Origin of the sequence: Intrasporangium sp. DVR (genome assembly GCF_040365325.1) — a bacterium.
Classification (GTDB): Bacteria; Actinomycetota; Actinomycetes; order Actinomycetales; family Dermatophilaceae; genus Intrasporangium.
The window spans coordinates 175061-196166 of the sequence record NZ_BAABZW010000001.1 but is presented as its reverse complement, the minus strand read 5'-3'; the positions used below and the strand labels follow the sequence as shown (position 1 = coordinate 196166).

The window sequence follows — 21106 nt, the reverse complement described above, 5'->3', positions numbered from 1 at the left end:
AACATCCAAAATCGCCGAAGGTGGACGCCGTGACCCAAGCCACGTCCGCGAGGGAGGATCCTCAAGCGGGAGCGAGCCCAGCGGCATACGGACTCGACGTGCCCGGGCACAAAGGAAGAGGCGCCACTCGCTCGGGGGTCCGAGTGGCGCCTCTTTCACCCCGTACAGCGCTCGGGGGCACGCGGACGTTACACACTCCCCGAATCTTCTTTTCCTGAGCTCGGGATGCACCCTCAGGCGTTCATGACGGCGCCCGCGACCGGGCTGAGGCGCAGCACCTCCCCCAGACGCTGGGAGACGCCCGGCGGACCGTCGACGGCGAGGACGCCCCGGCGCATCGCGGTGGCGATCGGCAGCCGCCCGAGCCAGACCTCGTAGAGGGAGCGCACGTCGGAGCGGATCGTCAGGTCCACCTCGTAGCCCGGGTCGGCCGTGCACACCGACGGGACACCGCGGTCGACGACGATCCAGAAGCGCTTCGGCTCGTCCGCGAAACGCACGTGGACGACCTGACGCTCGCCCGACGGGCCCTCGGACCGGAGCAGGCTCGTGTCGAGGCGGGTGTGCATCCACCAGACGAGCAGCTCAGCGTCCAGCTCGTGCTCCTCCGGCTCGCCGAAGACCCAGCGCGCACCCCACTCGGCCATCCCGAAGACGAGCGGCTCGAGGGCACGGCCGGACTGGGTGAGCCCGTAGCCGGTGTCGGACCGCTCGATGATCCCCGCGCGCTCGAGGTGGCGAAGGCGGGTGGCGAGCAGCGTGCGCGAGAGGCCGGGCAGCCCGCGCGCGATGTCGTTGAAGCGCGTCGCGCCGACGAGCATGTCGCGGACGATGAGCAGGGTCCACCGCTCCCCGAGCACGTCGAGCGCCCGCGAGATGGGGCAGTACTGCCCGGCGCCGGGCTGGTGACGTCCCATCTGTCGAGTATCGGCAGGCGGCGGCGCGCTGTCAGTCCAATCCCTGTACTGGCGCGGCTCGCGGATGCGGCCGCATCCTCGGTGGAGGCCGGCAAGGGGCGGCGTGGGGCCGCCCGGCCGAGGGGGCGCCGGCCGACACAGGGAGGACCTTCATGACCACCGTCATCGACCCTGCCGCGGACGCGGCACTCAAGGCGAAGCACGCGGCGATGTGGGCGCTGGGCGACTACCCGAAGGTGGCGCGGCAGCTGATCTCCGGGCTCGGCGCCGAGCTCGTCCAGGCGGCCCGGATCGGCCCCGGGGACCGCGTCCTCGACGTGGCCGCCGGCTCGGGGAACGCCGCCATCCCGGCCGCGCTGGCCGGCGCCGACGTCGTCGCGTCGGACCTGACGCCGGAGCTCGTCGAGTCGGGCCGAGCCGCCGCGGAGCGAGCCGGGGCGCAGCTGGACTGGCGGGTCGCCGACGCCGAGGCGCTGCCCTTCGGCGACGCGGAGTTCGACGCCGTCATCTCGTGCGTCGGGGTGATGTTCGCGCCCTTCCACGAGCGCTCCGCCGCGCAGATCGCGCGCGTGACGCGCCCCGGGGGCCGGCTCGGGCTCATCTCGTGGACACCCGAGGGCTTCATCGGGCAGATGTTCGCCGTGATGAAGCCGTATGCCGCTCAGCCCCCTCCCGGGGCGACACCCCCGCCGCTGTGGGGACGTGAGGACCACGTCCGGGGCCTCTTCGACGAGGCGTTCGACGGCCTCTCGATGGAGCGGCGCACGGTCACGGAGACCTTCCCCGGCCCGACGGACTTCCGGGAGTTCTTCAAGGCGAACTACGGCCCGACGATCGCGACCTACCGCTTCATCGGCGACGACGGGGACCGCGCCGCCGCGCTGGACGCTGCTCTGGACGCGCTGGCGGCCGAGCACTCCGACGGCTCGGGGCGGATGGAGTGGGAGTACCTGCTCGTGACGGGGACCCGCGCCGGATAAGGATCCGGTCACGACACGGGTGAGTCTGGCAGCTTCTGGCGGGGCCCGGCGCCTCCTCGGGTTACTCTCAAGTAAGCACTGATGACCCGAGGAGGCGTCGTGAGTCCCCTCACCCCGCGGCAGACCACGCTGTATGGCCACACCCTGTCCTACGTGGACAGTGGAGAGGGCGAGGCGATCCTCTTCGTCCACGGCCTGCTCGGCTCGCACCGCAACTGGCGCTACCTCGTCGACCGCCTCGACAACACCAACCGCGTCATCGTCCCCGACCTCTTCGGGCACGGCGCGTCCGAGAAGCACGAGGGCGACTACTCCCCCGCCGCCCAGGCCGGGACCCTGCGGGACCTCATTGACCGGCTCGGCATCGACCGCGTCACCATCGTCGGGCACTCGCTCGGCGGCGGCATATCCCTCGCCTTCGGCTACCTCTTCCCCGAGCGGGTCGAGCGCCTCGTCCTCGTCGGCACCGGCGGGCTCGGCCGCGAGGTCAGCCCGGTCCTGCGCGCCGCCACCCTGCCCGTCGCCGACGTCGTGCTCCCGGTCATCGCCTCACCCTGGGTGCGCGGCGGCGCCGAGCTCGTCGGCCGGGGCCTGGCCCTGCTCGGGTGGCGGGCGAGCCACGACATCCGCGCAGCGTGGGAGGGCTTCACCGAGCTGAGCGACGCCGACAGCCGGCGCGCCTTCCTCGCCACGACGCGGGCCGTGATGAACGCCAACGGCCAGCGGATCGCCGCGCTCGAGTACCTCACCGAGCTCTCCGGTGTCCCCGTGCTCATCGTCTGGGGCACCAACGACATGGTCATCCCCGCCGAGCACGCCAAGCGCGCCGCCGAGCTGGCGCCGGCCTGCCGGGTCGAGCTCTTCGACGGCGCCGGCCACTTCCCGCACCTCGACCAGCCGGACCACTTCGTCGACGTCCTGCGTGACTTCATGGCGACGACCGAGCGCGAGGACGACCTCCCGCCGAGGCCGGCGCGGGCTGCCCACCCGCGGAGCCGGCCTCGCCGGGCCACCGCTCGCTCCGCCCGCCCGGCCCATCCGGCTCGCCCGGCTCCAGAGGCGCCCCTCAGCGCCGCGCCCAAGCGGGACAAGAGCGCCTAACGGCCCCGTCCCCATCCGGGACGGTCAGGCCATGTGCAGGACCTTCTTGGCCTTGCCCGCCAGCAGGTCGGCGAGCACCACGGCCTTGAACCCGAGCCCGTTCGTCTTCGGCAGGAAGCCCAGCTGCACCATCATGTCGAGGCTGTCGTAGTACATCGTGAAGTGGCTGAGCAGGTCGCCGCGGAAGCGGTTGAACGATGCGCCGCTGACCTGGATCTTCTTGCCGGTCGCCGGCATCTTCCCCTCGGGGGCGACGAGGTCGCCGGTCATCGTGGCGTAGAACGTCCACGTCAGAACGCACTCGGCGTCGTCGACGTTGGTGTGCACGTGCGCCATCTCCTCCGGGAAGTGGATGTCCGGGAACGCCGTGAAGATGGCGCGGATCCGGGCGGCCACCTCGGCCTTGCCGTGCGCAGCCGACTCGAAGCCGGGGTCCTCGTAGACGACGTCGTCCGTCATCAGCGCGATGCAGGCCTCCACGTCGTGCGCGTTCCAGGCGTCGAAGTGGGCCTTCGCGAAGGAGCGAAGCGCGGCGTCACTGAGCGGCTTCTTGGTGGAATCCATGGTGTCCTCCTTCTGCGGCGCCATGGCCGCCGAAGGTCGGCGACGGGTCACCGCCGACTCAGCGTCGTGGCGCCGGCGGGGCTGCACCAGAGTCGAACGTCCCGGTGTGTGAGGCTCGTCCCACTGATCGCCCAGACCCGCTGCCCGCTCGGGTGAGCGTATGGTGGAGGGAACCGCGCTCGACCCCTCCGATAGCGGTGGAAAGCAGGGTGGCACGCATGAGCGGCCCGACTCCGCTATGACCATGGACCCTCCGGATGCCGGTTCCGCCGTCACCGGCTCCATGGGTCGCGACGCCTCCCACCTGCTGGAGGCGCTCCGGCACAGCATGGAAGAAGCCCGCGAGGCCGTCATGGAAGCCCGGCGAGTCCCGGCCGCGCACACGCAGCTGGAGAGGGCACGCAGCGACTACCTCCTCGCGATGCTCGCCTACCAGCGAGCCCTGACGGTCTACCGGCTGCCCACGCCCCCGCGGCTGCGCGACGAGCTGCGCCTGCTGCGCAGCCTCACCACGAGCGCAGACCCGGCGACCCTGCTCGCCCGGCGACCGGCCCCCTGGGTTGACCCGGAACGGAGCCGCCGCAGTCATCGCCGAGGCCGCTGAGGCGCCGCTGAGGCGCCGCTCGGGCCCCGCTCAGGCGCCCCTCAGGCGTGCTGAGCGACTGGGGCCGGTGGGTGGTGCCTGGCGTGCTGCTGGGTACGTCGACGGGGTGACCTCGGCCGCGCGGCCGCCAGCAACGGGACGGAGCTCGAGGAATGAGCCAACGCGATGTCATCATCGCTGGGCGCTATCGCCTGATCGAACGCATCGGCGTCGGCGGGATGGGATCGGTGTGGCAGGCCCGGGACGAGCGCCTGCAGCGGACCGTGGCGGCGAAGCTGCTCCACCTGCCACCAGGCGCTACGGACGCCGAGGCCGAGACGGCGAAGAACCGCGCGATGCGGGAGGCGCGGATCACAGCGAAGCTGCACCATCCCCACGCCGTGCCGGTCTTCGACGTCGTCGAGCACGAGGGACAGCCGTGCCTGATCATGCAGTACCTGCCCTCGCGGACGCTGCAGGAGGTCCTCGCCGAGGGTGGGGCGCTGGCGCCGGACGAGGTGGCGCTCATCGGGGCCGAGGTCGGCGGTGCGCTCGCCGCCGCCCACGCAGCGGGGATCGTCCACCGCGACGTCAAGCCGGCCAACATCCTCATCACCGAGGACGGCTCGGCGAAGATCACCGACTTCGGGATCTCGCGCGCCTTGGGAGATGCCACCCTGACGGCTGCGGGCATGGTCACGGGGACGCCGGCCTACCTCGCCCCGGAGGTGGCGCGCGGAGAGGAGTCGTCGCCGGCGTCCGACGTGTTCTCACTCGGGGCGACTCTCTATGCCGCAGTGGAGGGCGCGCCGCCCTTCGGCCTCGACGACAACCCGATGGCGCTGTTGCATCGGGTCGCCTCCGAGCAGGTCTCGGCGCCCGCCAGCGCGGGCGCGCTCACTCCCCTCCTGCTCGGCATGCTCGCAGCCCGGTCCGAGGACCGGCCGTCGATGGCAGAGGTGGTCGAGTCGCTGCAACGGCTCGACCTGAAGGCTGGTGCCGTCGCCGAGCCGACCGTCCCCGAGCCGACCGTCGCCGAGCCGACCGTCCCCGAGCCGACCGTCCCCGAGCCGACCGTCCCCGAGCCGACCGTCCCCGAGCCGACGGTCGCCCTGCCGGCCGCGGCCGCTGCTACCCAAGCCCTGCCGCCGGCGCTGCCGCCGCGCCCGTCGGAGGGGCACCGGACTGCCGGCCCGCCGCCGCTCCAGCGCCGCTCGCGCCGCGGGGTCGCCGTCGCCGTCGCGGTGCTCGCACTGGCTCTGGTGGCCTTTCTTGCGGTCCAGGCCCTGCTCGGTGGAGAGGGTCAGACCCCCGCCGCAGCACCGCCTGAGACGTCTGCCGCGGCGGGCAGCTCGCCGTCATCGCGGGCGACCAGCCGCCCGACCAAGACCACACCGTCCGAGCCGACCACGAGCTCTTCCAGCGCGTCACCGACAGCTGGCACGACGACCACGGCCACGGAGCCCGCGCCCCGCAGCGCCCAGCTGACCAAGGCCGTCCGGGACTACTACGCCTTGCTGCCGGACGACACCGACGAGGGATACCAGCTGCTGACCGAGCGGTATCGGAGCACGACCGCCGGGAGCCAGGACACGTACGAGGCGTTCTGGGACGACATCAGGAAGGTCAGCGTCCGCAACCTGAGCGCCTCCCCGCCGGGGGCGGTTGAGGCCACCTTGACGTACACGTTCGATGCCGGCCGAGTCGTCGAGGAGCGCACGGCGTACGGACTCGTCGAGGACGACGGCGTCCTGAAGATCGACAGCTCGACGGTGCTCAGCAGCCGCAACCTGTAGCGATAGCATCGCCGCATGACGATGCTGGCTGAACGTCCACCTGAGCAGCCCGACGTGGAGACCCGAGATCTCAGGGCGGCGGCCTGCCTCTTCCGCGGCTTCTCCGACCCGTCGAGGCTGGCGATCCTCCAGCACCTCGCCCTCGGCGAGCACCGCGTGGTCGACCTCACCGCTCACCTCGGCCTGGCCCAGAGCACCGTCTCGAAGCACCTGGCCTGCCTGAAGGACTGTGGTCTCGTCACCTCCAGGCCCGAGGGCCGGGCCTCGGTCTTCTCGCTCAGCCACCCCGGTGCAGTCCTGGACCTCCTCGAGGCCGCCGAGCGTCTGCTCGGCCTCACCGGCGACGCCGTCGTGCTGTGTCCCCGTTACGGCGCCGAAGCCACGGAAGAGTCCTGATGTCGACCCCGTCCCACGAGCACGCCCTCCTGCAGCACGAGGCCGCCGAGACCGAGCGTCTGACGCGGCGAGGGCTACGGCTGGCCCAGTTCACCGTCGCCTACAACATCGTCGAGGGCATCGTCGGCGTCACCGCCGGGCTGATGGCCGGCCTGGTGTCGCTGGTCGGCTTCGGGCTCGACTCCGGCATCGAGTCGGCCGCGGCCGTCCTCGTCGGCCTCCGCCTCGCCGCGCGACTGCGCCACGGCGAGGCGGACGAGCAGAAGGAGCGCCGCGCCCTCCGTGGCGTGGCCATCACCTTCTTCCTCCTCGCCGCCTACGTCGTGGTCGAGGGAATCCGGTCCCTCATCTCCGGGGAGGAGCCGGACCAGTCCCTCGTCGGCATCATCCTGCTCAGCACGTCCCTCATCGTCATGCCCCTCCTCGCCGCCGCCAAGGAACGGGTCGGCCACCAGCTCGGCGGCGACCGGCTCATCCTCGCCGACGCCGCGGAGACGAAGATCTGCGTGCTCCTCAGCGTCTCGACGCTGCTCGGTCTCGGCCTCTACGCCCTGACGGGGGCGGCGTGGCTGGACCCGGTGGCCGGCTTCGTCATCGCCGCCTTCGCGATCAACGAGGGGCGCGAGGCCTGGGAGGGCGAGCTCGTCGAGGATGACGACGACGACGACGATGACGATGACGATGACGTCGACCAGCACGAGCGCCACGGCGAGGACTGACCGGATGGGAACGGCGCATGGGCACGGCCAGACCGGCCACGTGACGCCGGGCCATGCCGGGCGCCGCCACCGCTGGCGCCTGCGAGCAGCATTCCTGCTCACTGCGGCGTTCTTCGGCGTGGAGCTCGGGGTTGGCTGGCTCACCCAGTCCCTGGCCCTGCTCTCCGACGCCGGCCACATGGCCGCCGACGTCGTCGCTCTCGGTGCCGCCCTCGTCGCGACGACCGTCGCAGCGCGCCCTGACTCGACCGGCCGACGGACCTACGGCTCCTACCGCTCCGAGATCTTCGCCTCCGGCCTGGCGGCCCTGCTCATGCTCGGGGTCTCGGCGTACGTCGTCGTCGAAGCCGTCGGCCGCATCGGGGAGCCCGTGCAGCTGCGGGCCGGCCCCATGCTGGTCGTCGGCGCCATCGGCCTCGGCGTCAACATCCTGGCGCTCCTGCTGCTGCGCGGCGGCGCCACCGAGTCCCTCAACGTCAAGGGGGCCTACCTCGAGGTGCTGGCCGACGCTGCCGGCTCGGTCGGCGTGATCGCAGCCGGGTGGCTCGTCAGCTCGACCGGCGACGTCATCTGGGACACCGTCGTCGCACTCGCCATCGGTGCCTTCGTCGCGGTGCGGGCCGTGCTCCTCGGGCGGCAGGTCCTCGACGTCCTCGGCCAGAGCGTCCCCGAGGGCCTGGATCCCGAGCAGGTGGCTGCCGATCTCGAGGGCATCCCCGGCGTGTGCGACGTCCACGACCTGCACCTCTGGACCCTCACCTCCGGAATGCTCGTCGCCACCGCACACCTCGTCGCAGAGGAGGGCGCGCAGACACCCGAGGTCCTGCACAGCGCCAGAGCGGTGCTCCGCGATACGCACGGAGTCCTCCACGCCACGCTCCAGGTCGAGCCCGCCCGCAGCACCGAGTGCCATGAGCTGGACTGGTGATCGCGGGGAGACCTTCGACCGGTCACGGCGGGAGGACGCGCAGGACGCTGACCACGAAAGGAGCTCAGCGGCATACGGGACCTCGCCGTCGTCAGCCTGGTGCCGCGGCCGTCGACTCCGCGGACGGGGCGAGCAGCAGGTAGCCCTGCGCGATCAGCACGACGCAGATCGCGACCCACTTGCCGGTCGGCAGCTCGACGCCGTACCTCCACCGGTCGATGAGCAGCAGCCCGACCTGGAGGATGACGATCCACCCCATCGTCACCAGGGACAGCTCCGCGTACCTCAGTGAGGAGGCATACACCCACCAGAGCACGAGGAAGGAGACCGAGCCCAGCGCGAGGGCGCGGACCGTGCCGTTGTCGGCCCATTCCTTGGCGGCGACCGCGCCGACGAGATCGAGCACGGCGAGCACGACCATCGCGACGGTCGCGATGACCGGCACCGGCCACCCGGACGGAACCCTGATCAGCGGGAACAGCTCATGAGCACTCACGACGGAGACCCCCTTCCGACTCCTCGGTCAGAAGCAGCCGGCGGACAGGCTGATACAGCCGCTCGAGGGATGGACCGGACGAGAACTCCCTGCCGACCCGTAGCACAAATGAAGTGATTTGGCCCGCATGTCAGGCACGTGTCGCGTGTTTCTATTGGGATTCCTGAGACGCAGCGCCTACTTCGTCCTAGATTGCGACGGAGAACACGGCGAACGGGAGAACCATGGACGCGACGACCCGACCGGGCCGGCAGACGCCAGCGAAGCCCAGACCCGCGCGTCCCCTTGCCTTGGTCATGGCGCTCCTCACCATGTGGGCGACGACCCTCGGCGTCGCAGCGCCCGCACGGTCCGCGGAGTGGATCGTGCTGTGCACCGGCTACGACGCGTGCGCTGCCGCCGGGTACTCGCACTCGGGGTACAAGGAGAACGCGTCGACGAGCTGGTGGAGCCAGTCCACGGGCCACAACTGCACCAACTACGCCGCCTACCGCCTGGTCCAGAACGGGATGTCGAGCACCAAGCCCGCCACGCTCAGCGGCAACGCCTCGAACTGGGGGCCCTCGTTCACCACGCAGACGAACTCCAGCCCCGCGGTCGGGTCCATCGCGTGGTGGGACACCTCCTTCTCGGCCACCGGCCACGTCGCCTACGTCGAGCAGGTCATCTCGGCCTCCGAGATCGTGATCTCGGAGGACAACTGGGGCGGCGACTTCCGCTGGCGGCGAGTCACTCTCGGCGGCGGGCGTTGGCCCACAGGTTTCATCCACCTCGAGGACCAAGGCTCCACCGTCGCCACCGATGCACGCGCCTGGCAGGTGGTCGAACCCGTGCGTCTGCTGGACACGCGCACTGGAGTCGGAGCGCCGGTGCGAAAGGTGCTCGCCGGCCAAGCCGTCACCCTGCAGGTCACCGGCCGCGGGGGCGTGCCGGCCTCCGGCGTGGACAAGGTGCTCATCAACGTCAACGCCACCTCGCCGACGTCGAACGGCTACCTCACCGTCCACGCGAACGGGACGACACAGCCCGGCTCGCGCAGCATGTCCTTCCTGGCCAGCTCGGTCAACACGCAGGTCGTCCTGAGCCGCGTCGGCGCCGACGGGAAGGTGCGACTGTACTCGTCGGCGACCACCGACCTCTCCGCCGACGTCGTCGGCTGGTCGCCGACCGACGGCTTCCTCTCGGGTGGCGCGCCCGCGCGGGTCCTGGACACCCGGAAGGGTCTCGGCGCCCCGACGGGGAAGCTCGCCGCGGGCGGCACCCTCACCCTCACGGTCACCGGCAAGGCCGGCGTGCCTACCGACGCTGCAGCCGCCGTGCTCAACGTGTCATCCACCGATGCTTCGAGCGCCGGCTGGCTCACGGCGTACCCCAACGGGGTCACGCGCCCGTCCACGCCGCAGGTCCGCTTCGGGACGGCCAAGCCCGCGACAGGACTCGTCGTGGCCCGGATCGGGTCGTCGGGCGCCGTCCGCATCCACACGACCGCTCAGACCAATGTCCTCGTCGACGTCGTCGGCTGGCTGCCCACCGGCGCCGACCAGGTGGCGGTCACTCCGAAGCCGATCCTCAACACCGCCAAGGGGCTCGGCTACCCTGCCGGTCGCGTCGGAGCGGGCGGAGCGGTCACCCTCAACGTGGTCGGTCTCGCCGGCGTGCCGTCGACCGGGGTGCGGGCCGTCGTGCTGACCGTGAGGGCCACGTCCCCGACAGCGTCCGGCTACTTCACCGCCCACCCCAGCGGCACACCCGAGCCTGCCTACGCCTCGGCGAAGTACCCCTACGGCCGGTCGGTGACCAACACCGTCGTCGTGCCCGTGGGCAGTGACGGAAAGGTTCGCATCGTGACGTCGGCGTCGACCTACCTCAGCGCTGACGTCCAGGGATACATCCGCTGGTAACCCGGATCCGGCTGCGCGACCAGAACTCGGTCCAAGCTCATCGTGAGGAGCGTCCCCGCCGCATAGGCGTGAGCGGCCGGCCAACGTCGCTCGAGGTCGAGCGATGGTGCGACGACTCGCGCCTGCCGCGGCGGGCTCCTATACCTTCGCCGATGCCTGTGGTTCCGACCCGCCCCAGTAGGACCAGCGCCACCGGTCGCCGTCGAGTTGGAACACGCCCGTTGTCCAGTACGGAACGAGCTCGTCCACCCCGTCACGGATGACATGCACCGAGCCCAGGATCTGCGCCCAGGCGACCTCGCCTCGCCGCCAGACCGTGACCGTCTCCGGCGTCCACCTCAGACCCCAGGACGACACGGCCCGCGCCGCGGCCACGGCCTCCTCCGGCCCGCTCCACAGCTCACCTTGTCCGGAGCCTGCGATCGCGATGTCCTCAGCCCCGAAGAGCTCGCCAACCTCGGAATCGGGCGTGGACATGGCATCGTAGGTCGTCTGGACCAGGGCCAGGACGGCGAGCCGGGTCTCTTCGTCGGCGATCATGTGCCGTCCTGCTCCGCATCAGACCCCTCGACGTCCCGCTCCGCGGCCTCACCCTGCGCCGGACCGGCCTCGATGATGGTGTGCACGGGCGTCGGAACGGTGCCGGTGATGCGCCAACCGGACCGAGCCAGCAGATCACTGTACTCACCGAGGGTGCGCTCGCGCCCTCCCACGAGCGCGAGCATGGAGACGTCGATGTCGGTGGCTTCGAAGTCGCCATCGCCGTCCGGGATGACGAACTCGAACAACAAGAGGACGGACGACGGCGTGGCCGACGCGCGGACCGCGGTGAGGATCGACACCGCGTCCTCGTCGGACCAGTCGTGGACGACGTTCGAGAGCAGGTAGCAGTCGGCTTGCGGGAGCGGGTCGGTGAAGAAGCTGCCGGCCTGTACCTCGATCCGCGGATCCGGCGGCAGGTCACCGACCACCTGGGCCCGGTCGAACAGCACTCCGCGGGCGCCCGGTGTCTGCTCGAGCACGGCCCGGAGCAGGTGACCGCGGCCGCCGCCGATGTCGGCGATCACCCCGAACGGAGTGAAGTCGTAGCGCGGCACCATCCGGGCGACCCGTCGAAGGGTCATGGCCGACATTCCCTCGTCGTAGACCTGCGACTCCTCCGGGTGCCCGTCGAGGTAGCTGAAGAAGCCCTCGGGGTCAACGAAGCTCGTGCCGGGACGCCCCCTCCTCACCGCCTCCTCCAAGTGCCCCACCGACTCCCAGATGACGGGCAGGCCCAACATTCGGATCAACGGTGCCAGGCCGCCCGGGTCGTCCGCGCGCAGCAGCCGTGACGCGTCGTTGTGCCCGATCCGCTCACCCGCGCAGGCGAAGACTCCCAAAGCGGCCAGATGCCGGACGACGCGGCCAAGCGCCCCGGCGTCCGCGCCCACCTGCTCGGCCACGTCCGCGACGCTGCGCGGCTCATCGGTGACCGCATCGGCCAGGCCGAGGTTGACCGCGACGTGCAGACACCGCGAACCGAGGAAGCCCTCGGCCAGCGAGCCCAGCAACTCTGCGGGGTCGACCCGCTCGCTCATGAGGACAGTATCGCCGTCCTGCTCGTTCTCAGGAGGCAGATCGGTGGATCGGCTCGCTGACCCGGAGGTGGAGCCCTACTTCTTCCGGGTGCGCCGATGAGAAGGCATTGACACCGGGCTAGTGAGAAGCCAGATCGCGACGAGGCTTGATTCGCTCGGAGGGGGATAGTGACGGACGAAGTCCGGACTTCACACTGGCCGACGGCTCCCCTGCTGTGCCTTCTAGCGCTCGATCTCCTCCATGTCCCACACACGCACGTGTGGCGAGGTCCCGGGAAGGCCGTCCCGAGTGCGACTAGCTTCTCCAACGCCGCAGCATGTTCGGCGGCGCAGAGCGCCACCCTGACACGTCGTTCCTGCTCTGCGACGCGGTAAACCCTCACCTCACGTCCTGGGTCCCAGCACACGTCGCAAACTCTGTCTGCTGGGTGATGACCGCCATGTCCGCAGACCTATTTCGGCACTCCAGGACCTGGCCGGGCATGCCACTGCCCGATACGGATATCGCTGCTCGTCACCGTAGCGGTGACGAGAAGGCGCAAAGAGATGGTCTTGAGCAGGAAGGCGCGGGGGCCGGCAGGGCCGGTCACGGCGTGCGTGACCGGCCCTGACTGGTTGGGAGCGAGGTGCTCAGGGCGTGACGGCCTGGACGACCACGTCTGCGGAGCCGACCAGGATGTTGCCATCGGTGCGCACCTGCACGTTGCCCAGCAGCACCCGACCGGCCGCCGCCGCCGAGTCGGCCGACACCGTCGCCGGCACCGTCCAACCAGTGCCCGCAGGTCGGACCGCGTTGGCGTCGGTGACGTTGATGGAACCGAAGGCCGCGTTGGTGAACACGTCGGTGTAGTTGTACGTCGTTGTCCCGGCTGGGACGGCGTACCCATCGACGAGCGCGACCCACGTGCCGGCCGCCGGGCTGGCGATCGTCACGGACTCCTCGCTGTCACCGTCGGCGGACTGTCCGGCGAGTACGCACGAGCCGGAGACGCAGTTGAAGACATACAGGTCCAGATCGGCGCCAGGATCGGAGGTGCCGCCGATCGTCACCCGCAGCGATGTGCTTCCGGCGGTCACCGTGATCGGGGACTGCTGCTGCGCGCCGTTGGCGATCGACTCGACGGACAACTTGGCGCTGCCGAAGGTGGTGCCGACCATCCGGCCGGTCAACGCGCCGTACAGGTTGGTCGCCGTGTACGACCGGCCCAGCGGAGTGCCGAGGGTGGCCGATGCGATCACGTCGGGGTTCGGCGTGACCGACGCCCCGAGAATCGAAGCCGTGACCGTGTACGAGGCATCGAGAACGTCAGAGGTGCGTCGGGCCTCCACTGTGACCTCCCAGACCCCCGCCTGCGGGTTGCTCGTCGTGCGGCTCGTCGGGCTGCCCCCGCAGGAACCAGCAGACGGGTTGTAGCAGCTCGTCGACGCGTTGCTGTCGATCCCCACGCCGTAGGGGTGGAACCGCAGGAACCGGATCTGCCCGGTCCCAGCAGTGGTGCCGCCGCCCTGCAGGTCGACCTTGAACGCGGGGGTGCCGGCCGGCACGTTGAAGAAGTAGCTGACCGAGTGGTTGCGCTCGATCATTCCGGTGTGGCTGATGGTGTAGTTGTTACCGGCGGTGAACTGCTCGGCGGCGACCACGGTGTTGAGCGTCTGGGCCTCTACGCCGGCGCTCGATGGGTCGTCGAGGTTGAGGATGGCGGAGTGCACCCCAGCCGTCGTCGGGGCCACCGTCACCGGGAAGGTGACGGGGCTGTTCAGCGGCAGCGCGATCGACGAGGCGGACGAGAAGGTCCCGTCGCCCCCGACCCAGCCGACGGCGTACGTCCGGGTGCCGCCACCGCCACTGGTGCGGGTGAACGTGTAGGTCCGCACGTACGAGTCGCCTGCCTTGACGCCCTCACGGTCGAAGATGCCCTGCCCCTTGCCCGGGGTGGCCAAGAAGCCGGACAGCACCGTGCGGACCGGCACGGACGAGCGGATATCGACCGTCTTGACGTTGGTCTTGAGGACGTCCCAAGCGTTGGAGACACGGAAGAGCCCGTTGCCCTGCTCGTACGCGCCGTAGCCGTCGATGAACCGGGCCGTCGAGTTGATCGCCTTGCGAAGCTTCTCCGGCTGGTACTGCACACCGGTCTGCTTAGCCGCCGAGACCAGCAGCGCCGCAGCGCCGGCCGCCTGAGGAGAGGCCATCGACGTACCGTTGAACATCGCGTAGCCCACGGGGCATGCATACGGCAGGCACGCGCCCGCAGGGCTCTGCCAGGTCGGAACCGTGGACACGGCCGATCCTGGAGCGATGACCTGCGGCTTGAAGCCGCCGTCCTCGCGCGGGCCGCGTGATGAGAACGGGTGCATGTTGTCGGGGTCCTCGACCGTGGAACCGTAGTTGCTCGCCCAGGTCGCCTTGGTGATGTACGAGCCGACACTCATGACCTTGGACGCCACGGAGGGGTCGCCGACCGTGTTAAGACCGGCACCGCTGTTGCCGGCCGAGATGAACATCTGCACGTTGCTCTGCGTGATCAGCTTGTCGTAGAGCGTCGCCCGAGCGTTGTTGCCATCGTTGAGAGCTGGTAGTCCGCCGATCGACATGTTGATGACATCGACGTTGGCCGTCTTGGCCGCGTAGATCATGCCCTCGATCAGCGCGTGCGCTGTACACCCGGCCACGAACAGGCAGGCACGGACCGACACGATCTTCGCGCCAGGCGCGGCGCCTGTCATCGCCCCACCGAACATGCCGTTCGCCGCAGTGATGCCCGCCACGTGCGAGCCATGCGCACCGGAGACGATGCCGATGTTGACCGCCTTGTTGCCGCCGTCGGTCTGCACGACGAACGGCAACCGCTCTTGGACCGGGGTGGCCGGGTTGTCCACGCCGAAATAGTCGACGTCGTAGCGGACCTTGAAGTCAGTCATGGTCATCTCGTCCGCGAACGAGCTGTTCTGGTTGGTGTCCACCCAGACACTGCCCGCCTTCGCGTCCCACAGGACCCCGAACAGGCCAGACGAGCCGGCGGGGTTGCCGTCGCGGTTGACATCGTTGCCCAGCTCGCCCCCCAGCGCCGGATCGCGCTCGTCGAAGACGCCGATGCGGTACGAGCCGGCCGCCGGTGCGATGTAGGTGACGCCCTTGTAGCCGAACGAGGACCCGCTGACCTGGGTACCCATTTGGATCCACGTGGGGTCGCCGTCGTCGTTCTTCCCGTCCGTGAACGTGGGGGCCGTCGCAGTGACCCAGTCAACGATCTTGCGCTCACCCACCGGGGTGGCCAAGAGGGCCGGATGCGCCAGGTCGACACCCGTGTCAATGATGCCAATGGTCGTCCCGCGCCCATCCCACGTCGGATGAGCCGCGACGAACTGCGCCGCGCCAGTGTCGCCGATCGGCATGTAGGGGTTGACCGCCGGAGTCGCGGACCCTGGCGGGTCTTGGGGCGTCGGTGTCTGCGCGGCGCCAGGCCGTGGGTCCTCGAGCGGGAGCACCTCGTCCACGTCCACCGCCTCGACGCCAGCGACGGAGGCCACGGCCCCGGGGACCGATGGACCGTCTGCACGGCGCCCTGTGGCCAGGCCGGGGCATCGGTCGACCGCTTGGGCCTGGGCGCTCACCCGGTAGAACGCCCGCCGACGCCACTCCGGGTGCGGCAACGGCAGACCGATCGCCCACGAGGCCCTCACCGCCGCTACGCTCCCGCCAGCGGCGCCATCCCACCCCGTGTCCGACAACCAAGGGTCAAGGCCCGGCGCGGTCTGACCTGCGCAAATCCCTCTGATCACACGTTGAAGCGGAACTCCACGCATCTTCGTGGTCGTTAAACGTGAACGGGTCTACGGTGGTTCCATGAGCACCACACAGACCAGCACCGCACCCCGAGCCGCCGTCTACCTCCGCGTCTCCCTCGATGCCACCGGCGAGATGCTGGCCGTCGAGCGCCAACGGGAGGACTGCCGCAAGATCGCCGCCAACCGAGGCTGGACCGTCACCGGGGAGTACGTCGACAACTCCATAAGCGCCAGCGACTCAGAGAAGGTGCGGCCCGCCTACGAGCGGATGGTGCAGGACTACCGGGACGGGGCATTCGACGCGCTGGTCTGCTGGGACCTCGACCGGCTCACCCGCCAGCCCCGGCAGCTTGAGGACTGGATCGAGGCGGCGGAGAAGCGGAGGCTGCAGCTGGTGACCGCGAACGGGGAGGCAGACCTGTCCACGGACGGCGGGCAGCTGTTCGCCCGCGTCAAGGTGTCCGTGGCCCGCAGCGAGGTCCAGCGCAAGGCCGCCCGGCAGAAGCGGGCCCTGCAGCAGCGGGCCGAGAAGGGCAGGCCCCCGCTGGGGGTGCGCCTCACCGGCTACACCACGAGCGGTGACCTGGTCCCCGACGAGGCCGAGATGGTGCGCGGGATGTTCGCCGCCTTCAACGCCGGGGAGTCGCTGCGGGGCATCTGCCGGATGCTCGCGACCCAAGGGCACACCACCCGCCGCGGGAAGCCGTGGTCTCCCTCGACCGTCCGCTCCATCCTCACCAACCCCCGGTATGCCGGGCACGCCGTCTACTGCGGCAAGGTGCTCGACACGGCGCAGGACGTGTCTTGGGAGCCGCTGGTCAGCCCGGACGTCTTCGCCCTCGTCCAGCACCGGCTGGCCGACCCACGCCGGGCCATGAACCGAGAGGGCACCGACCGCAAGCACCTCGGCAGCGGCCTCTACCGGTGCGCCTGCGGCCTGCCCGTCCGCGGCTGGTCCGGCCACCGGTACCGGTGCGTTGACGGCTGCCACTCCCGCTCCGGGCGCAACGTCGACGCGTTCGTTCGCGACGTGATCGAGGAACGGCTGTCACGGCCCGACCTCGGGGACGTGCTCGCTTCCCGGATCGACAACGCCAAGGCCGACGTGCTGCTCGCGGAGAGCCACCGGCTGCAGGCCCGGCTGGCCACGATCGAGGCCGACTACGACGCGGAGCTGATCGACGGTCGCCGGTATGCCGCCTCGACGGCGAAGGTCAAGGCCTCGCTGCAGCGGGTCGAGGTCGAGCGTGCCCGGCTGCTCGCCGGTGTGGGTCCTGCCGCGATCCTGACGGCGAAGGACCCCGTAGCGGCCTTCCGCAGCGCCTCGCTGATGCGCCAGCGGGCCGTGATCGACTTCTTCGTGACGGTGACGCTGCACGGCGCGGCCCGGGGCAGCAAGACCTTCGACCCGTCCTCCGTGGGGGTGGAGTGGAAGGTTGCGTCATGACCTACGAGCTGCGCGTCGAGTGCGAGCACGTCGACCGGCCCGAGCACGGTGTCGAGCCCGCGTACCTGATGGGGCAGTTCAACTCCCGTGCCCTGTCCGGGGAGGTCGTCTTCCCTGCGGTCCGGGCGCTTGAGCAGGAGCGGGACGAGCTGCGCGCCGCGAGGAAGCAGGTCGAGGCCGCGGCTGCTGTCCCCGGACTGACTCGGCTGGATCAGGCCGGGTGGGACCGGCTCGACGTCGAGCGGCGGCGGGCCGTGGTGGAGTCGGTGCTGGACGCGGTGATGGTGCGCCCGTCCACCCGCAGCACGGGGAACAGGTTCGACCCGGAGCGCCTCGACCCCGTGTGGAAGTAGCACTCTGCACTCGCTTGTGTTTACACGAATCCTTTGTTTACACAAGGGGATTCCGGCGTGTTGAACTTGCTGCCCGTCGCTAACGGCGCATAGCGTGGGCTCAACCTCAAAGTGGCTGGCACCGTGTATGGAGGTTTCCAGCCATGAGCCGGTCCGAGTACCACCACGAGCGTGCCCTGCACGCCAACCTCATTGGCCGCGGGTACGCCTACGACCACCCGGAGGTCGTCCGTCACCGCCGCGCCATGCAGGTCGCGAAGCTGGCCGAGCACGTCTCGCAAGTCGTTGCCGAGGCTCCACCGCTCACCGCCGAGCAGGTCAAGCGCCTCACCTCGCTGGTGCGGGGTGGGAAGCGATGACCACCACCACCACCACCACCGACCGCGCCCCCCGGGAACCGAAGCCCGTCGAGACGCTGCGCGAGTACGTCAAGCGCCTCGTGGACACCGCGCCCCCGTTGTCCGAAGCCCGGAAGACCGAGCTGTCCCGGCTCCTTGCGGGTGGTGAAACGCCATGAGCCTCAATGCTGCCCACGACACGAGGTTGGCCCTGCGGTCGCTGATCGAGGCCGCAGACGCCGGGCACGACATAGCGGGGTGCAGCTGCGCCGGGTGCGTCGACCACCGGGGCCGGGTGCGCCACCTGGTCGAGCAGGGGGACCTGCCTGACGAGGTGCGGGTCGAGCTGGCCCTGATCCTCGCCGGGGGTGCGCCGTGAGCCGCCTACATGGCAGCGGCCCCGACCTGTCGAGGGTCGAGGCCGCGCACAAGGACGCACCTGCGGGAACATCCGCTCTCAGTGTGGCAGGCCCCGGCGACACAGTCCGGGAACCACACCCCGGCTACACCTTCGATGACCTGCAGGCCGCGTACCTCGCCGGTATCGAGCAGGGCCGGATGGAGCGGGTCGACGTCGAGGCGGAGCAGCGGGCGTACGAGCTGGTCCACGAGCGCGCGGTCGAGGCGTTGGGGCTGGCGAGGTCGGAGGCCTCGAAGGTGGGTCCGGCGTGGGCGGCGCTGGTCGAGGACGCCGCGGCAGTGCCGTGGCGCGAGGAGTGGTCCGCATGAGCTTCTACGGCAAGGACTACCCGGAGCCGGTCGAGTACGACCCGACCGTTCCCGTTGTCTCACTCGAAGAGGCGCACGCCGTCTTCGCCCGCTGGCTTGGGGATGACTACGACCTCGACGCGCTCGACGCGATGCTGGCCGCGGTTGCCGTTGAGCGACTGGACGGCGACCCGGTGTGGCTGCTCATCCTCAGCGGCTCCGGCAACGCCAAGACAGAGACCGTGCAAAGCCTCGACGGGATCCACGCCCACATCGTCAGCACCATCAGCTCCACCGGCGCGCTCCTGTCCGCGACAGCCCAGCGGGAGCGGAGCAAGGACGCGACCGGTGGCCTGCTGCGGGAGCTCGGCGCCCGCGGGGTGCTCGTGATCAAGGATGTGACCTCGATCCTGTCCATGAACCGGGATATGCGCGCCGAAGTGCTCGGGGCTCTCCGCGAGGTCTACGACGGCAGGTGGTCGCGGCGCGTCGGTACGGACGGGGGGCGCGCGCTTGAGTGGTCAGGTCGTGTCGTCCTCGTGGGAGCCGTCACGACAGCGTGGGACCGCGCGCACGACGTGATCGCGTCCATGGGCGACCGTTTCGTGCTCCTGCGGATGGACTCGCGCGAGGGACGGCAAGCCGCTGGTCGCAAGGCGATTGGCAACACCGGGCACGAGGTGCAGATGCGAGCTGAGCTGGCCGACGCGGTGGCCGGGGTCCTCGCTGGTGTAAGGACCCCCGGTGTCGACGTCACCGAAGAAGAGACCGGCGTGCTGCTCGCTGCCGCAGACCTGGTCACGCTGGCCCGGACGGGGGTCGAGTACGACTACCGGGGTGACGTGATCGACGCGCACGCACCCGAGATGCCGACCCGGTTTGCCAAGCAGCTCGCGCAGATCGTTCGGGGTGGCGTGGCGATCGGGATGGACCGTGGGCGGGCGATGCGTCTCGCGGTCCGGTGCGCGCGCGACTCGATGCCACCCCTGCGGCTGGCGATCCTCGATGACGTGGCGGCCCACCCGGACAGCCCCACGGCGGAGGTTCGGAAGCGACTCAGCAAGCCGCGGGCGACGGTGGACCGGCAACTGCAGGCGCTCCACATGCTGGGCGTGCTTGAGGTGGACGAGCAGGAGGGCATGTGGGCCGGTAAGCCTTCCACGGTGTGGCGCTACCGCGTGGCCGAGGGCATCGAGGCCTCCGCGCTCGACGTCGAGCAAATCAGTACCAGATTTGTTAGTACCCATCCCCACTCCCCTAGTAAGGAGCCCGAGACGGAGCAGACAGCGCGCCTACCTACCAACATTTCTGGTACTGATCTGGCCGCGGTCATCGCAGAGCTGGGAGGCCGTTGCCGCACCTGCGACCGCGTCGTGTGCTCCTGCTCGACGGGAGGCGCGAGCACATGAGCACCAGCTGCTCACACCCCAACTGCGAGCGCCGTGCCGCGATCGTCCTGCGCGACGGCACCATCCAATGCAAACGCCACGCCGACCGCGCACCCTCTTGGCTGCGCAAACCACCGCCCCGAAAGAGAACGGCATGACACCCCGCCGCCCATCCACCGCGACAGCGCAGGACCCGACCGTCACACCCGCCCGGGTAGCACCGAACCCCGACTACCCCGGCGCGGTCCTCCTGTGGGTCGAGTGCCCCCACTGCGGGCGGACCCACCTCCACGGCAACCTGATCGCCAGCCAACCGACCGGGCACCGCATGGCCTACTGCAACCGGGGCGGCTACCACATCGGCGAACCCGGCCCCGAGACGGTGATCGACCCATGACCCCGTACATGCCCGTAAACGGTGCCTGTGCGCCTCACAGCAGCCACGGCAGCCCCACCCGACCCAACCAGACCCGGACACCAGCTCGAGCCCGCCAGCGAGGCGCACAGCGACAGCCCGACACGACGAGGGCGGGGAGGGGGTGCCCAATCCCTGCACCAGATCGCCTCCCCCCTGCCCCGGTAGCAGGGGCTCTACCTCCGGCACCCCCCACCCCCGTTCACGCGCGCGCGTGGGTCGACCCTCGGGCGTTTTGCCTCCCGACGCACCACCCCCCTCCCGGCGAGCTGCTCCGAGGCCGCAGCTGCAGCCGCTCGACCACCCGAGACCACCCCCGCAGGAACACGACGGAAGGACCCCACCCATGACCGAGAACCCGAATGCCGTTGACGCCCGGCTCGACGCCCTCGCAGCGGTCGATGCCCTGGTCCGTGGCGACCTCGACGGGGCCGACCACCTCGTGCGCGCCTCGACGGACCCGTGGGAGCTGGCCTCTGCAGCTGTCGGCCTTGCCGGGTCGGTGCTGCTGCTGGTCGACCCGGACACGCGGGAGCGGGTGGTCGCCGGGCTGCGCGCCGCAGCCCGGGAGTAGCCCGTCCGCCCGGACACGTGTGCCGGGGCTCGCTGTGCGCCTCGCTGCGGGCCTCGACGGCCCTGCCGCGACTGCTGGATGGGACACGCGCCACAGCAGCCCCAGCGGCCCCACAGCGCGATACGCTGAGGCT

At 70.4% G+C, this 21106-nt stretch carries 23 protein-coding genes; 17 read left to right on the top strand and 6 right to left on the bottom strand.

Features of this window, described 5'->3' with window-relative positions; genetic code table 11:
* Window positions 1-233 precede the first annotated feature (233 nt).
* A complete protein-coding gene (locus ABWV20_RS00965) occupies window positions 234-917 on the bottom strand; it encodes a winged helix-turn-helix transcriptional regulator (protein ID WP_353352875.1) in 684 nt (227 codons plus the stop codon).
* A gap of 152 nt (window positions 918-1069) precedes the next feature.
* Between ABWV20_RS00965 and ABWV20_RS00960 the strand changes: the two genes are divergently transcribed.
* Window positions 1070-1897 (top strand): class I SAM-dependent methyltransferase, encoded by an 828-nt coding sequence (locus ABWV20_RS00960; RefSeq protein WP_353352874.1) that lies wholly within the window; start codon window positions 1070-1072, stop codon window positions 1895-1897.
* Window positions 1898-1996: 99 nt separating this feature from the next.
* Entirely contained in the window at window positions 1997-2998 is a 1002-nt protein-coding gene (locus ABWV20_RS00955; RefSeq protein ID WP_353352873.1) for an alpha/beta fold hydrolase, read from the top strand.
* A gap of 24 nt (window positions 2999-3022) precedes the next feature.
* Here the strand turns inward: ABWV20_RS00955 and ABWV20_RS00950 are convergent, their stop codons facing one another.
* The gene (locus ABWV20_RS00950; protein ID WP_353352872.1) at window positions 3023-3562 is read right to left on the bottom strand and encodes an ester cyclase; all 540 of its coding nucleotides are present in this window, start codon (window positions 3560-3562) and stop codon (window positions 3023-3025) included.
* Between the two features lie 244 nt (window positions 3563-3806).
* Between ABWV20_RS00950 and ABWV20_RS00945 the strand changes: the two genes are divergently transcribed.
* The 5 genes from ABWV20_RS00945 (at window position 3807) to ABWV20_RS00925 (ending at window position 7984) form a co-directional block, all read left to right on the top strand.
* On the top strand, window positions 3807-4166 hold the full coding sequence (locus ABWV20_RS00945; RefSeq protein ID WP_353352871.1) for a hypothetical protein: 360 nt from the start codon (window positions 3807-3809) through the stop codon (window positions 4164-4166).
* 152 nt (window positions 4167-4318) lie between these two features.
* A complete protein-coding gene (locus tag ABWV20_RS00940; RefSeq protein WP_353352870.1) occupies window positions 4319-5941 on the top strand; it encodes a serine/threonine-protein kinase in 1623 nt (540 codons plus the stop codon).
* 15 nt (window positions 5942-5956) lie between these two features.
* Window positions 5957-6337, top strand: a complete 381-nt coding sequence (locus ABWV20_RS00935; RefSeq protein WP_502901733.1) for an ArsR/SmtB family transcription factor — start codon at window positions 5957-5959, stop codon at window positions 6335-6337.
* Complete coding sequence (locus ABWV20_RS00930; RefSeq protein ID WP_353352869.1) at window positions 6337-7056, top strand: cation diffusion facilitator family transporter; 720 nt, start codon at window positions 6337-6339, stop codon at window positions 7054-7056. The genes ABWV20_RS00935 and ABWV20_RS00930 overlap by 1 nt, the downstream gene beginning before the upstream one ends.
* A 4-nt stretch (window positions 7057-7060) precedes the next feature.
* A complete protein-coding gene (locus ABWV20_RS00925) occupies window positions 7061-7984 on the top strand; it encodes a cation diffusion facilitator family transporter (RefSeq protein WP_353353189.1) in 924 nt (307 codons plus the stop codon).
* A 91-nt stretch (window positions 7985-8075) separates the two neighbouring features.
* On the opposite strand, the gene ABWV20_RS00920 is transcribed toward ABWV20_RS00925, so the two are convergent.
* Window positions 8076-8480, bottom strand: a complete 405-nt coding sequence (locus tag ABWV20_RS00920; protein ID WP_353352868.1) for a hypothetical protein — start codon at window positions 8478-8480, stop codon at window positions 8076-8078.
* A 296-nt stretch (window positions 8481-8776) separates the two neighbouring features.
* Here ABWV20_RS00920 and ABWV20_RS00915 point away from each other — a divergent pair, with 296 nt between their 5' ends.
* On the top strand, window positions 8777-10381 hold the full coding sequence (locus ABWV20_RS00915; protein WP_353352867.1) for a CHAP domain-containing protein: 1605 nt from the start codon (window positions 8777-8779) through the stop codon (window positions 10379-10381).
* A 138-nt stretch (window positions 10382-10519) separates the two neighbouring features.
* On the opposite strand, the gene ABWV20_RS00910 is transcribed toward ABWV20_RS00915, so the two are convergent.
* The 3 genes from ABWV20_RS00910 to ABWV20_RS00900 all read right to left on the bottom strand — a co-directional run bounded on the left by ABWV20_RS00910 (window position 10520) and on the right by ABWV20_RS00900 (window position 15492).
* A complete protein-coding gene (locus tag ABWV20_RS00910) occupies window positions 10520-10921 on the bottom strand; it encodes a nuclear transport factor 2 family protein (protein WP_353352866.1) in 402 nt (133 codons plus the stop codon).
* A complete protein-coding gene (locus ABWV20_RS00905) occupies window positions 10918-11961 on the bottom strand; it encodes a methyltransferase (RefSeq protein WP_353352865.1) in 1044 nt (347 codons plus the stop codon). Before ABWV20_RS00905 ends, ABWV20_RS00910 begins: the two co-directional genes overlap by 4 nt.
* A 630-nt stretch (window positions 11962-12591) precedes the next feature.
* Complete coding sequence (locus ABWV20_RS00900; RefSeq protein ID WP_353352864.1) at window positions 12592-15492, bottom strand: S8 family serine peptidase; 2901 nt, start codon at window positions 15490-15492, stop codon at window positions 12592-12594.
* Window positions 15493-15808: 316 nt separating this feature from the next.
* Between ABWV20_RS00900 and ABWV20_RS00895 the strand changes: the two genes are divergently transcribed.
* The 9 genes from ABWV20_RS00895 (at window position 15809) to ABWV20_RS00855 (ending at window position 20973) form a co-directional block, all read left to right on the top strand.
* Window positions 15809-17197: a recombinase family protein gene (locus tag ABWV20_RS00895; protein ID WP_353352863.1), complete on the top strand. Its 1389-nt coding sequence runs from the start codon at window positions 15809-15811 to the stop codon at window positions 17195-17197.
* Complete coding sequence (locus ABWV20_RS00890; protein ID WP_353352862.1) at window positions 17194-17550, top strand: hypothetical protein; 357 nt, start codon at window positions 17194-17196, stop codon at window positions 17548-17550. Before ABWV20_RS00895 ends, ABWV20_RS00890 begins: the two co-directional genes overlap by 4 nt.
* Window positions 17551-17693: 143 nt before the next feature.
* A complete protein-coding gene (locus ABWV20_RS00885) occupies window positions 17694-17909 on the top strand; it encodes a hypothetical protein (protein ID WP_353352861.1) in 216 nt (71 codons plus the stop codon).
* The gene (locus ABWV20_RS00880; protein ID WP_353352860.1) at window positions 17906-18067 is read left to right on the top strand and encodes a hypothetical protein; all 162 of its coding nucleotides are present in this window, start codon (window positions 17906-17908) and stop codon (window positions 18065-18067) included. Before ABWV20_RS00885 ends, ABWV20_RS00880 begins: the two co-directional genes overlap by 4 nt.
* Window positions 18064-18267, top strand: a complete 204-nt coding sequence (locus ABWV20_RS00875) for a hypothetical protein (RefSeq protein ID WP_353352859.1) — start codon at window positions 18064-18066, stop codon at window positions 18265-18267. Before ABWV20_RS00880 ends, ABWV20_RS00875 begins: the two co-directional genes overlap by 4 nt.
* Window positions 18264-18617, top strand: a complete 354-nt coding sequence (locus ABWV20_RS00870; RefSeq protein ID WP_353352857.1) for a hypothetical protein — start codon at window positions 18264-18266, stop codon at window positions 18615-18617. The genes ABWV20_RS00875 and ABWV20_RS00870 overlap by 4 nt, the downstream gene beginning before the upstream one ends.
* A complete protein-coding gene (locus ABWV20_RS00865; RefSeq protein ID WP_353352856.1) occupies window positions 18614-20005 on the top strand; it encodes a hypothetical protein in 1392 nt (463 codons plus the stop codon). Before ABWV20_RS00870 ends, ABWV20_RS00865 begins: the two co-directional genes overlap by 4 nt.
* Window positions 20006-20138: 133 nt before the next feature.
* On the top strand, window positions 20139-20381 hold the full coding sequence (locus tag ABWV20_RS00860) for a hypothetical protein (RefSeq protein ID WP_353352855.1): 243 nt from the start codon (window positions 20139-20141) through the stop codon (window positions 20379-20381).
* 364 nt (window positions 20382-20745) lie between these two features.
* Window positions 20746-20973 carry a hypothetical protein gene (locus ABWV20_RS00855; protein ID WP_353352854.1) on the top strand — a complete coding sequence of 76 codons (228 nt, stop codon included), beginning with the start codon at window positions 20746-20748 and terminating at the stop codon, window positions 20971-20973.
* The last annotated feature ends 133 nt before the right edge of the window (window positions 20974-21106 follow it).

Coding starts and splice junctions, on each gene's coding strand:
- ABWV20_RS00965 (WP_353352875.1), bottom strand. CDS start 917: ATGGGACGTCACCAGCCCGGCGCCGGGCAGTACTGCCCCATCTCGCGG.
- ABWV20_RS00960 (WP_353352874.1), top strand. CDS start 1,070: ATGACCACCGTCATCGACCCTGCCGCGGACGCGGCACTCAAGGCGAAG.
- ABWV20_RS00950 (WP_353352872.1), bottom strand. CDS start 3,562: ATGGATTCCACCAAGAAGCCGCTCAGTGACGCCGCGCTTCGCTCCTTC.
- ABWV20_RS00945 (WP_353352871.1), top strand. CDS start 3,807: ATGGACCCTCCGGATGCCGGTTCCGCCGTCACCGGCTCCATGGGTCGC.
- ABWV20_RS00940 (WP_353352870.1), top strand. CDS start 4,319: ATGAGCCAACGCGATGTCATCATCGCTGGGCGCTATCGCCTGATCGAA.
- ABWV20_RS00935 (WP_502901733.1), top strand. CDS start 5,957: ATGACGATGCTGGCTGAACGTCCACCTGAGCAGCCCGACGTGGAGACC.
- ABWV20_RS00930 (WP_353352869.1), top strand. CDS start 6,337: ATGTCGACCCCGTCCCACGAGCACGCCCTCCTGCAGCACGAGGCCGCC.
- ABWV20_RS00925 (WP_353353189.1), top strand. CDS start 7,061: ATGGGAACGGCGCATGGGCACGGCCAGACCGGCCACGTGACGCCGGGC.
- ABWV20_RS00915 (WP_353352867.1), top strand. CDS start 8,777: ATGGCGCTCCTCACCATGTGGGCGACGACCCTCGGCGTCGCAGCGCCC.
- ABWV20_RS00910 (WP_353352866.1), bottom strand. CDS start 10,921: ATGATCGCCGACGAAGAGACCCGGCTCGCCGTCCTGGCCCTGGTCCAG.
- ABWV20_RS00905 (WP_353352865.1), bottom strand. CDS start 11,961: ATGAGCGAGCGGGTCGACCCCGCAGAGTTGCTGGGCTCGCTGGCCGAG.
- ABWV20_RS00895 (WP_353352863.1), top strand. CDS start 15,809: ATGAGCACCACACAGACCAGCACCGCACCCCGAGCCGCCGTCTACCTC.
- ABWV20_RS00890 (WP_353352862.1), top strand. CDS start 17,194: ATGACCTACGAGCTGCGCGTCGAGTGCGAGCACGTCGACCGGCCCGAG.
- ABWV20_RS00885 (WP_353352861.1), top strand. CDS start 17,694: ATGAGCCGGTCCGAGTACCACCACGAGCGTGCCCTGCACGCCAACCTC.
- ABWV20_RS00880 (WP_353352860.1), top strand. CDS start 17,906: ATGACCACCACCACCACCACCACCGACCGCGCCCCCCGGGAACCGAAG.
- ABWV20_RS00875 (WP_353352859.1), top strand. CDS start 18,064: ATGAGCCTCAATGCTGCCCACGACACGAGGTTGGCCCTGCGGTCGCTG.
- ABWV20_RS00865 (WP_353352856.1), top strand. CDS start 18,614: ATGAGCTTCTACGGCAAGGACTACCCGGAGCCGGTCGAGTACGACCCG.
- ABWV20_RS00860 (WP_353352855.1), top strand. CDS start 20,139: ATGACACCCCGCCGCCCATCCACCGCGACAGCGCAGGACCCGACCGTC.
- ABWV20_RS00855 (WP_353352854.1), top strand. CDS start 20,746: ATGACCGAGAACCCGAATGCCGTTGACGCCCGGCTCGACGCCCTCGCA.